Source organism: Cytophagia bacterium CHB2 (assembly GCA_030263535.1).
Taxonomy (GTDB): Bacteria; Zhuqueibacterota; Zhuqueibacteria; order Zhuqueibacterales; family Zhuqueibacteraceae; genus Coneutiohabitans.
On the sequence record SZPB01000216.1, the window covers coordinates 1 to 11,142 of the forward strand.

An 11,142-nucleotide genomic window follows, 5' to 3' on the forward strand; every position below is an offset into this window, starting at 1 on the left:
GTTATCAAAAAATTGCAAAATGAAGGGAGTGACGATCCCGGCAAAATTTTGGGACGCGAAGAACTGGTGCGGCGCATTATCGCTTATGTCGACAACTCGCAAGCCACGATACGCGCGCAAATCCGCGCCATGGGCTCAAGCTGCGATTGGTCGCGCGAGCGCTACACCATGGATGAGCAGCTTTCGCGCTGCGTGACCGCCGTGTTTGCGCGCATGTTTCGCGACGGTTTGATCTATCGCGGCCCGCGCATCGTGAATTGGGATCCGGCCCTGCAAACCACGGTCTCGGATGATGAAATCGATCACGTCGAGCGCGAAGCGAAATTTTATACTATGCGCTATGGCCCGTTTCTCGTGGGCACCAGCCGGCCGGAAACGAAATTGGGTGATACTGCCGTGGCCGTGCATCCCGATGATCCGCGCTGGCAGCAGTACATCGGACAAACGATTGAGGTGCCCTGGCCCAAAGGCCCCACGATTACGATCCGCGTCGTGGCCGAACCCGAGTTTGTCGATCCCCAAACCGGCACCGGCGCGCTGGGCGTGACGCCCGGCCACAGCCAGGTTGATTTCGAGATTGCGCGCAAACACGGCCTGCCGCTGATTCAAGTGATCAGCGAAGATGGCCGCATGACCGAGGCCGCCGGACCCTATGCCGGCATGACCGTGCACGAATGCCGCGAGGCATTTGTGCGCGATTTGCAAGAGGCCGGCTTAATCGAAAAAATCGAAACCTACGTTCAGCCCATTTCGATTTGCCATCGCTCGAAGCAACCGATCGAGCCGCTGCCGAAAGCGCAATGGTTCATTGACGTGAACAAAGCGGCCGTACCCTGGCGCGGCAAACTGCTCAGCTTGAAACAAGTGATGAAGGCCGTGGTCGAATCTGGCGAGATTCGCATCGTTCCGGATCATGAAGAGAAAAAATATTTTCATTGGATCGACAACCTGCGCGACTGGTGCATCTCGCGCCAGATCTGGTGGGGCCATCGCATTCCGGCGTGGTATCGCGGCCCGGAAGAGTTCTACGTGGGCCATCGCAAGCCCGAGGGCAAAGGTTGGGAACAAGATCCCGATACGCTCGACACCTGGTTCTCTTCCGCGTTGTGGACGTGGAGCACGCTGGTCGATGCCAAGCTGGCGGCGAACGACAATCTCACGCTGTCGCAGATTCTCGAGCGCAGCCCGGATTTCAAGCGTTTTCACCCGACTTCGGTGATGGAAACCGGCTACGACATTCTGTTCTTCTGGGTGGCGCGCATGATTTTGATGACGACCTACACCACCGGCCAGGTGCCGTTCCGCACGGTTTATTTGCACGGCATGGTGCTGGACAAGGACGGCGAGAAAATGTCGAAAACCAAGCCGGAAACCAGCATCGATCCACTGGAGGTGATCGAAGAGCACGGCGCGGATCCGCTGCGGCTGGCCATGATTCTGAGCAGCTCGGCCGGGCGCGACACACGACTCTCCAAAGAACAAATTATCGCGTGCAAACGCCTCGTGAATAAAATTTGGAATGCGGCAAAGTTAGTGGAGCGCAGCATTGCAGGCAAAACCAATAGCGCTTTGCCGGCGACGATCAAGCATCCGGTGAATCGCTGGATGTTGGCGCGCTTGAAAGCGTTGATCGAGCTCACCGACGCACGCCTTTCGACTTATTCTTTCAATGATGCCTCGGAAAATATTCGCATCTCGTTTTGGGGCGAATTTTGTGATTTTTATCTCGAAGCGATCAAACTCGAGCAACTAAAACAGCTCGCAGAAACGCCGGCGGTGTTGCTGCACACGTTCGAGCAATATTTGCGGCTGTTTCATCCGTTTATACCATTTGTCACCGAAGAAGTCTGGTCGCAATTGCAGCGGCCCGGCATGCTCATTCGCGCAGAATGGCCGGCGGCAAATGCGGCGCACGCGTGGCCGGAGGATGCCGAAGGCGTGGCCGCTGTGGTCCGTTTGCTCACGGAGATCCGGCGCATTCGTTCGGAGAAGGAGATTGAACAAAGCGCAAAAGTCGATGTCTTGATTCAGCCGCGCCTGTCTGTTGAGATTTTTGAAGCCTGCCGCGAGATTATTGCACGGCTAGCGCGGACAACCGATCCGGTGATCGAGGCTTCGCCGCGGCAATCGGCAACCGCCAAGCAAAATGCCGTGGTGGCCGTTGACTCCGCATTCACCGTGGCCGTAAGCTTGAGCCAGGCTGATGCCGAAGCCGAACGCGCACGCTTGACCAAACAGCTTGCCACTGAGCAGCAACGCCTGTCGCGCCTCGAGCAAAAGTTGCAAGACGAACGTTTTCTGCAGCAAGCCAAGCCGGAATTTGTGTTATCGACCAAAGCTGAAGCCGCCAAAGTGAGCGCGACGATTGTCTCGCTGCAGGAACGGTTGCATGCGCTGGCCTAAGCGAAAAACCTTATTCTTACACCGTACACTTTACACCTTTCACAAAAGTTGAACGTGTAAGGTGTAAAGTGAAAAAGCATGTTTTCTTTAGAAACTCTCAACGTCTTCAGGAACCCAATGTGTAATCGCAAATGTTTATGGCTTTTGATCGGAATTATTGCCACGAGTCTTCTCGCAGCTTCTTCCACCTTCAAAACGTTCTCAACACAGGAACAATTGGAAAAGGGCAAGGCGCAAGGCGTAGCCATTGACGCTCTGGGCCAACTCAAACTCGCGCCTGCCGCGCAGGAAATCTTTCGTGCCAGCGTGCCGGCAATTTGGAGCGCGGCCTCGGATAAACAAGGCAACTTTTATCTCGGCGCCGGCAATCCTGCGCTTGTGCTTCGTCTCGGCAACAATCTAAAAGCGGACACGGTTTTCGCCGGCAGTGAAGTCGCGGTGACGGCAATGGCGTTTGCTAACGGCGCGCTTTATTTTGCCACCTCTCCCGACGGCCAGATTTACAAATACTCTTCGGGCAGCAAAGCCCAGTTATTCCACAAGCCGCAGGCAAAATATGTTTGGGCGTTGGAGCCGGGAAAAGGCGGCGCCTTGTTCGTTGCCACCGGCGAACCTGGCCGCATTTTGCGGTTGTCGCCCACAGGCGAGGCCGAAGCGTTTTTTGAAACCGAGGAAACGCATCTGCGCTCGTTGTTGTGGGATAGCCACGCCGACGTGCTTTATGCCGGTTCGAGCGGCAACGGCTATGTGTACCGTTTGACTGCCGATAAGAGAGTAACGGTGTTGTATGACGCCCCGTCTGCGGAAATTCACAGCCTGGCGTTGCACACAAGCGGCGATCTTTATCTTGCCGGCGCAGCAGCCAGCGGCGCGGCGCTCTTTCTTCCCACCGCGCCCACGCCGGGCGCAACCCCGGCGGCCACGATTGTCGCCAGCGAAGAAGATGAGGAAAATGCGATTGTCATAACCGCGGGCGGTGAACCGGCGCTGGGCGCACCCGAGGCGATGTCTGCCGGCGCTACGCTGGGCGAGGGCGGGTTGGGCGCGATTTATCGCATTTCGCCCAGCGGCATTGCCAAAACCATCTGGTCGTCACGCGCCGAACGCGTGCATGCCATGCTGTTGACTTCGGTGTTTGCCACGAAAGACGAAGCCTTTCACGTGCTGGTTGGCACCGGCGATAAGGGCAAAGTATTCTTGTTGAATGAAGACGGCAGCCGCACGCTCTTGCTGGAATCCGAAGCCGGTCAGATCACGTCGTTCACGCCCGAGGGAAAAGATCAGATCAAACTAACCACGGCGAACCCCGGCACCGCCCAGCTTCTCCGGCAAGCGATGCGCGAACAGGGTGAGTATGTTTCGGAAGTAATCGATGCCTCTGCGCCGGCGCAATGGGGCGGCGTCAGTTGGCAAACGAATGCCGCCGCAGGCGTGAGCGTGCTGACGCGCAGCGGCAACACCGGCAAGCCGGACAAAACCTGGAGTGACTGGGTTGCCGTGCAGGGCGCGGGCGCAATTGCCAGTCCGGTTGCGCGTTTTTTGCAATGGAAAGTTGTGTTGCAGGGCAAAGCCGGGCAATCACCGGCGGTGAAAGACGTGCGCGTGTCTTACTTGCAAGCGAATATCGCCCCGGAGATCACACAAATTCGTATCTATGAGCCGGGCGAGGCGTTTCCCGATGCGCGGCAGAATTCCAATGATCATGCGGCCGAGAGCGACGGCGCCGGCTCGTCTGTCACGGCCTCGCCGGCTCCTTCGGCCGGGCGCAAAGTGACGCAAAAAGGCGCGCGTTCCATCGGCTGGAAAACACGCGACGACAACAAAGATCCGCTCGAATTTCACGTGGAGATTCGCGCCTGGGGCGAAGCAGCGTGGCGCGAGTTGATTAAGAAATATCGCGGCTCGGTTTATACGTTTGACAGCCAGGCCTTGCCGGACGGTGAATACCAAGTGCGCATAACGGTGAGCGACCGGCTGGGCAATCCGACGGAGCTGGCGAAGATTGCGCAAAAGACGAGTGAAGTGTTTACTATTGATAACTCGCCGCCGGAAATCGGCGCGCTTGCCGTCAAGCTGGAAAACGCGAAGCATGTTGCCTCCTTTCAGGCAAATGATCGCCTCTCGCGCATTTCTGAAGCCTGGTATTGCCTCGATGCCGGTGAATGGCAGCTCGCCTATCCGGTCGATCACGTGTCCGACCAGAAAAGCGAGAGCTATCGCATCACGCTGCCGGAAGGCGCAGCCGGCAAAGTGCTGGCCGTGAAAGTGAATGATGCCAACGGCAATATCGGTTTTGGCAAAGCGACGGTTGCCCAATAACGGCAATGGCAAGGGGGCGCGGAGTTGCAACGAAGAGCCGGCGGATACGAGTTGATGATCCCGGGTTCGCTGCTCTTCGATGGAAATAGTCTGATCATGCTAATTTTTTAGAGGAAGCCCAAGGTATAAGATGATTTCAAAGTCTGAACTGCAGCAAATCAAATCCATTATTACCTCCAACAAGAAATTTATTCTCACCACCCATGTCAATCCTGACGGCGACGGCATTGGCTCGGAAATCGCGCTTGCAACTTATCTGCGCTACCTCGGCAAAGAGGTGATGATCTACAATCACAGTGAGACGCCCGGCAACTATGAATTCCTCGATCCGCTCGGCGATATTCAGCTCTATAAGCCGGAACAGCACGAACAAAGCGTGCGTGAAAGCGACGCCATTTTCATCCTCGATATCAGTGACTGGAAACGCCTGCGCGACTTGGGCGAGTTGTTGCGCAATCTCGAGGTTCCCAAAATTTGCATCGACCATCACCCGCTCAATCAATCGTTCGTTGATCTCGACGTCATTTACCCACCGGCCTCCTCCACCGGTGAATTGATTTATGAAGTGCTGATTCATCTGGGCGCAAACTTGCGCGGCAAAATTGCAGAGGCGTTGTATACCGCGCTGCTGACCGACACCGGCTCGTTTCGTTATTCCAACACCACGCCGGAGGCGCATCGCGTCGTTGCCGATCTGTTGGCGGCGGGTGTGAATCCCAATCAAGTCTATCAGAATGTTTATGAAAACCAGCCGCCCAACAAAATGCGCCTGCTCGCTTACATTTTGAACAATTTGAAATTTGAAAAAGACGGGCGCCTGGTCTGGTTTGTCATCACGCAAGACACGCTGAAAGCGACAAATACCCAACCCTATGACACGGAAGGCTTTGCGGATTTTCCGCGCACCATCAGCGGCGTTGAGATTTGCCTGATGTTTCTGGAAACGAAAGAAGCCAAAACCAAAATCAGCTTCCGCTCCAAGGGGCGCGTGGTGATCAACGGCCTGGCGAATCAATTTGGCGGCGGCGGGCATCAATTTGCCGCGGGTGCAATGGTTGACGGCGCATTGAAAGACGTTGTGCCGCAAGTGATTGAAGAGGCAAAAGCGTTGTTTTAATCGCCACGCCTGCGCAGTTTTGTTTCGATTTTTAGGTGCTGCGGCTTTAGCAGTCGCAGCATTTTTTATTTTTATTGCATCAGGGCAAGCACCTTTGCCGGGTGACGCGTACTTCGAATTAAATCTTCGTAACAATTGCTTTCGCGCTTGCTTCTGAATGGCAAAGCCGTAATTTCGCCGGTTGGTTCGGCATCGGGAAGGTTGTTGGGGGAAGATGCTTTTCTTGTCTCCGGCATTCGCAAGGAAGGTTATGTCATGAGTGCAAGCCCCGTTCGCGCGGAAGAAATCGCGCGCGCAGATCTGCAAACCGCCGAAAGCCCGCAGCCGCTTTCGCGCTACTCGCCGCAAAAAGCCCCGCCGCTTTTAAAACATGCCGAGCGCCGCTACTGGCAAACCGAGGCGCAGGATCAATTTTCAAAATTATTGGCGCATGCCGTCGAAGCGATCATTTGCACGACGGCGCAGGGACGCATTCGCCTCTTCAGCCGCGGCGCGGAAAAACTGCTCGGTTATAGCGCCGCGAGCATGATCGGCCGGCCGCTACAAATGCTTCTGCCGCGGCATGAATTGCGCCGCTTGCGGCTGCTCATGCGCCGTGAGCGCGAAGGCATTCAGGATTTCGAAACCATTGTCACGCATCAAAACCGAAAAAACGTTCCTGTGCGCTTGTCGATTTCGTGTGTGCCGGATCAAAACGGCAAGCCCGAAGCGTTTCTGGCGATTCTGCATGAGTTGCCCTCGTGGCGGGCGGCCGAGCAACAACTCCGGCAGCGCAGCGACGAGCTGGAAAATTATGTGCATCTGGTCACGCACAGCCTGAAAACGCCCATCGTTTCCATGCAAGGTTTTGCCAATCTCCTGCGCGAAGAGTTGGGGCCTCAGCTCGGTGAAGAGCATGCACATTTTCTCGAGCGGATTCTGCACAACGCCGGGGTGATGGAAAACTTGATCGTTGATTTGTTTGAATTCTCCCGCTTTGGCCGCAGCGCCGCAAAACTGGAATGGTGTGACGCGCGTGAATTGATCAACGGCGTGCTCAATGATTTGCGCGTCTATGAATGGGCAGTCGCCTGGCATGGCGAAAAAATGATTCCACCTGAAAAAACCGAGCAAGCCGAAATCATTATGCCGCCCCGTTTGCCGCATCTTTTGGTAGACCCTCCGGCGATGCGTGCGGTTTTCGAAAATTTACTAAGCAACGCGTTGAAGTATCGCCGGACGGAGGCGCGCCTGCGCGTCGAGATCGGCTGGCAGGAACAGCCGCGCTTTCACGTGTTTTGGGTGAGCGACAACGGCATGGGCATGCCGGCGGAGTTTCAGGCCAAGGCGTTTGAACTCTTCCAGCGCGGCCCGCACGCGCATCACATTGCCGGCACCGGCGCGGGCCTGGCCATCGTGCGGCGCATTGTGGAAAATCATCACGGCATGATCCGTTTGGAATCGGTTCCCCAGCAAGGCACAACGGTTTATTTCACCTTGCCAAAATTGGAACTGCGCGGCGAGGAAACCTCTGCCCTGGCGGCTTAGGGCACGGGTAGTTTAATTTCTACGAAATTCCAACTTGTCATTCCGCTGGAATCTTGTGAAGTACTCAGCGCTATCCTTCATAACTTCACAGGTTTCAACAATAACGACAACAAGTAAAGATGATACAATAATCACCAAGGCGCTGTACATTGGGATATTCTTAAGAAAACGAAAGTAGATTGCCTTCCCCTGCCAAACGACTAGTCGCATCGCCAATTCCCGGCAATTCCCGCCCGACACAACATTCTCCTTGACACAGACTCTCTTTTTTTGCATGTAGAGTAAGAATAGTTTTATTGCAATGGCGGCCTAACCGCTAAAGCTGAGCGCGGTTGGCATTTTCTTGATAAGATTGAACAATGGGCTACGACGGAATGATGACGCGTGTTGGAATTATCGACTATGGCATGGGCAATTTGCACAGTGTGCAGAAAGCCTTACAAACCGCCGGTGCACAGACGGAACTAACAGCCGAAGCGCAGCGATTGAAGCAATTTGACAAACTTGTTTTGCCAGGCGTGGGGGCGTTCGGCGACGCCATGAGCAATTTGCGTGAACGTGAATTGATCGACGCCATTCATGATGCTGTCACGGCCGGGACGCCGTTGCTCGGCGTTTGCCTGGGCATGCAGATTCTTTTCTCCGAAAGCGAGGAAATGGGCCATCACCTGGGCTTGAATATTTTGCCGGGCGTCGTGCGCCGGTTGCGCGTTTCTGCAAAAGTGCCGCACATGGGTTGGAATCAAATTCAACAGCGCACCACCTGTCCCCTGTTTGAGAATGTCGAGAACGGCGCGTTCGTTTATTTCGCAAATTCCTATGTCGTGATTCCCGCACAGAGCGCGGTGATTGCCGGGGAAACGGATTATGACGGCACGTTCACCTCCGTGATTTGGCATGAGAACGTTTACGGTGTGCAATTTCATCCTGAAAAAAGCGAGCGCGTGGGCTTGCAGATGCTGCGCAATTTCGTCAATCTCTAATTCCGAGAGTGTTGGAGTCCGGGATCGTTGGATTATCGAAATTCACAATCGTCAATCCGCAATCCGAAATCTCCATTCCAACATATAACACGGCGACTTGTCCATGCTCATTTTCCCTGCCATTGATTTGAAAGGCGGACGCTGCGTGCGGCTGTTGCGCGGCGAGGCAGCCTCTGAGAAAATCTACAGCGATGATCCGGTTGCAATCGCGCAAGCATTTGCCGCAGCCGGCGCGCCCTGGCTGCACGTCGTCGATCTCGATGCGGCCTTTTCGGGCAGCGGCGGCAATCGTAGAATGATTCGAAAAATCATTGCAGCAGTCGACATTCCCGTGCAAACCGGCGGCGGCATGCGCAGCTTGCAAGACATTGCAGTGATGCTCGACTCCGGCGCCAGGCGCGTCGTCATCGGTACGGCAGCCCTCAATACCCCGGGACTTATCGAACAGGCGCTGGCGCGCTTTGGCGCAGAAGCAATTGCCGCCGGCATCGATACCCGTGACGGCCGCGTTGCCATCAAAGGCTGGACGGACACTTCGGAGATCGAAGGGATTCCTTTTGCGCAGCGCATGCACGGCCTGGGTGTGCGCTGGACGGTTTACACCGATATTGCGCGCGACGGCGCGCTGCTCGGCCCGAATCTCACTGCCACAGCCGAATTGGCGCGGCGCAGCAAACTGAACGTCATTGCCTCCGGCGGCGTTGCGACTATCGAAGATTTGCGCGCGTTACGCGATTTGGAGAATGAGGGTGTGGCAGGCGTGATCGTGGGCAAGGCGTTGTATGAGGGAAAATTCACGCTCGCAGAGGCGCTGCGAACCGTTGCTGCGCCTTGAGCGCCCAGGTGTTGGGTCGATAATCTGCTAACCTCATGAGAGAATCATGCTCGCCAAACGCCTCATCCCTTGTCTTGATGTGAAAGACGGCCGCGTTGTCAAAGGCATTAATTTCACCAATCTCATCGATGCCGGCGATCCGGTGGAACAAGCACAGTTCTACGACGCCGAGGGCGCTGATGAATTGGTGTTTCTCGACATTACTGCTTCGCACGACAAGCGCCAGATCGTTATTGACATGATCCGCGAAGTCGCAAGCCGTGTGTTCATTCCCTTCACTGTGGGCGGCGGCATCCGCACCGCAGAAGATGTGCGCGATATTTTGCGCGCCGGCGCGGACAAAGTCTCGGTGAACAGCGCTGCCGTAAACAATCCCGATTTGATACGAGAAGGAGCGCGCGCATTTGGCAGCCAGTGCATGGTTTTGGCAATTGATGCGAAGCGCAAAAATCCGCGTGGGGATCAATCCCCACGCTCAGAGCCAACGCCGCCTAAAGGCGACTTGCATGCCTCTAACGGGCAGTCACCTTCAGGTGACTTGAGCTATGAGCCTGGGAATTTATTCCCAGGCTGGGAGGTTTACATCAACGGCGGCCGCATCGCCACCGGCCTCGATGCGATTGCCTGGGCCAAACAAGGCGAGCAACTCGGCGCTGGAGAGATTTTGCTGACCAGCATGGATCGCGACGGCACGCGTCAGGGTTATGATCTTGAATTGCTGCGCACCGTGGCAGACAGCGTGAAAATTCCGGTGATTGCCTCCGGCGGCGCTGGTTCTATGGAGCATTTTCGCGAGGCTTTCACGATCGGCGGAGCAGATGCCGTACTCGCGGCCTCGCTGTTTCATTACCGCGAATTGAGTATTCGGGAGACAAAGGCGTATTTGGAGCAAAATGGGATCTATGTTCGCAACGTGTTGCGTGAATATCCTGATGCGAGGCAACCGAAGAAACCATAGTCAGGCTTTTTGTCATTCTGCAAAAATCTTGTGAAGTATGAAGCACAGCGCCGAGTAATTCACAGGATTCCTTCGGAATGACAAGATGATGTTCTTATGCAAATCAAGGAGCTGTGTGCTTGATAAAAACTTCACCGAAAGTCAAGGCGAGTGCGAGTAGACAAAATATGCCTGTCAATCTCAACGAATTGCAGTTTGACCCGCGCGGCCTCCTTCCCGCCATCGTTCAGCACGCGGAAACCGGCGAGGTGTTGACGCTTGCTTACATGAATCGTGAAAGCTTGCAGCAGTGTCTTGACACCGGCGAAACTTGGTTTTTCAGCCGCAGCCGCCAGCAACTGTGGCACAAAGGCGAAACCTCTGGCAACGTACAGCACATTGTGTCAATCAAATTCGATTGTGATGCTGACGCGCTGCTGGTGCAGGTGATTCCTGCCGGACCGGCATGCCACACCGGCGAGCGTACGTGTTTTTATCGCGCGCTGAATGAAGAAAACGAAGCAACCTCGTCTCTGCCGCAGATTCTTGCGGAACTGCAAGAAGTGATTCAGCAGCGCCAGCGTAAGATGCCGGAAGGTTCCTACACCACGACGTTATTTAATAAAGGCGTGAAAAAAATCGCACAGAAAGTGGGGGAAGAAGCGCTGGAAGTGGCGCTGGCAAGCGTGAATGAACCGGATGAACGGTTGGCTTCTGAAACTGCGGATTTGCTATATCATCTGCTGGTGTTGCTGGCCGCCAGGAACATTTCTTTGGGGGAAGTTGCGAAGGAACTAACCCGGCGCAGAAAATAATAACCACGGCGTGAGCGGATTTTCATTGACAGCCGCTGCAAAAGGTTCTGTGCAAATCCGTAGTTCCCGCCTTTGTGATACTTGTCCTGAATATCTTTTCCCAAGACCTTAGGAACGCCATTTAAATAACTTACTCATTTGGGGAACCGCCAATAAACGCGAATATCCGCTAATTTTAAAATTCGCGTTTATTGGCGTGCATTCGC

The 11,142-nt window shown here is 55.0% G+C and carries 8 protein-coding genes; all 8 read left to right on the forward strand.

Annotated elements, in window-relative coordinates:
- The coding region (locus FBQ85_19000; protein MDL1877224.1) for a valine--tRNA ligase at nucleotides 1-2,403 on the forward strand (2,403 nt) is incomplete at its 5' end.
- Nucleotides 2,404-2,520: 117 nt separating this feature from the next.
- A complete protein-coding gene (locus FBQ85_19005) occupies nucleotides 2,521-4,722 on the forward strand; it encodes a hypothetical protein (protein MDL1877225.1) in 2,202 nt (733 codons plus the stop codon).
- Nucleotides 4,723-4,852: 130 nt separating this feature from the next.
- On the forward strand, nucleotides 4,853-5,839 hold the full coding sequence (locus FBQ85_19010; GenBank protein ID MDL1877226.1) for a bifunctional oligoribonuclease/PAP phosphatase NrnA: 987 nt from the start codon (nucleotides 4,853-4,855) through the stop codon (nucleotides 5,837-5,839).
- A gap of 255 nt (nucleotides 5,840-6,094) precedes the next feature.
- The gene (locus FBQ85_19015; protein MDL1877227.1) at nucleotides 6,095-7,366 is read left to right on the forward strand and encodes a PAS domain-containing sensor histidine kinase; all 1,272 of its coding nucleotides are present in this window, start codon (nucleotides 6,095-6,097) and stop codon (nucleotides 7,364-7,366) included.
- 377 nt (nucleotides 7,367-7,743) lie between these two features.
- Nucleotides 7,744-8,349, forward strand: a complete 606-nt coding sequence (hisH, locus tag FBQ85_19020; GenBank protein MDL1877228.1) for an imidazole glycerol phosphate synthase subunit HisH — start codon at nucleotides 7,744-7,746, stop codon at nucleotides 8,347-8,349.
- A gap of 103 nt (nucleotides 8,350-8,452) precedes the next feature.
- On the forward strand, nucleotides 8,453-9,184 hold the full coding sequence (gene hisA, locus FBQ85_19025; protein ID MDL1877229.1) for a 1-(5-phosphoribosyl)-5-[(5-phosphoribosylamino)methylideneamino]imidazole-4-carboxamide isomerase: 732 nt from the start codon (nucleotides 8,453-8,455) through the stop codon (nucleotides 9,182-9,184).
- Nucleotides 9,185-9,230: 46 nt separating this feature from the next.
- On the forward strand, nucleotides 9,231-10,142 hold the full coding sequence (gene hisF, locus FBQ85_19030; protein MDL1877230.1) for an imidazole glycerol phosphate synthase subunit HisF: 912 nt from the start codon (nucleotides 9,231-9,233) through the stop codon (nucleotides 10,140-10,142).
- A gap of 167 nt (nucleotides 10,143-10,309) precedes the next feature.
- Nucleotides 10,310-10,936, forward strand: a complete 627-nt coding sequence (locus FBQ85_19035) for a bifunctional phosphoribosyl-AMP cyclohydrolase/phosphoribosyl-ATP diphosphatase HisIE (protein MDL1877231.1) — start codon at nucleotides 10,310-10,312, stop codon at nucleotides 10,934-10,936.
- Nucleotides 10,937-11,142: the final 206 nt, after the last annotated feature.

What these genes read in the sequence shown, in the direction of transcription:
- FBQ85_19005 (MDL1877225.1), top strand. Translation starts at nt 2,521, where the DNA reads ATGTGTAATCGCAAATGTTTATGGCTTTTGATCGGAATTATTGCCACG.
- FBQ85_19010 (MDL1877226.1), top strand. Translation starts at nt 4,853, where the DNA reads ATGATTTCAAAGTCTGAACTGCAGCAAATCAAATCCATTATTACCTCC.
- FBQ85_19015 (MDL1877227.1), top strand. Translation starts at nt 6,095, where the DNA reads ATGAGTGCAAGCCCCGTTCGCGCGGAAGAAATCGCGCGCGCAGATCTG.
- hisH (MDL1877228.1), top strand. Translation starts at nt 7,744, where the DNA reads ATGACGCGTGTTGGAATTATCGACTATGGCATGGGCAATTTGCACAGT.
- hisA (MDL1877229.1), top strand. Translation starts at nt 8,453, where the DNA reads ATGCTCATTTTCCCTGCCATTGATTTGAAAGGCGGACGCTGCGTGCGG.
- hisF (MDL1877230.1), top strand. Translation starts at nt 9,231, where the DNA reads ATGCTCGCCAAACGCCTCATCCCTTGTCTTGATGTGAAAGACGGCCGC.
- FBQ85_19035 (MDL1877231.1), top strand. Translation starts at nt 10,310, where the DNA reads ATGCCTGTCAATCTCAACGAATTGCAGTTTGACCCGCGCGGCCTCCTT.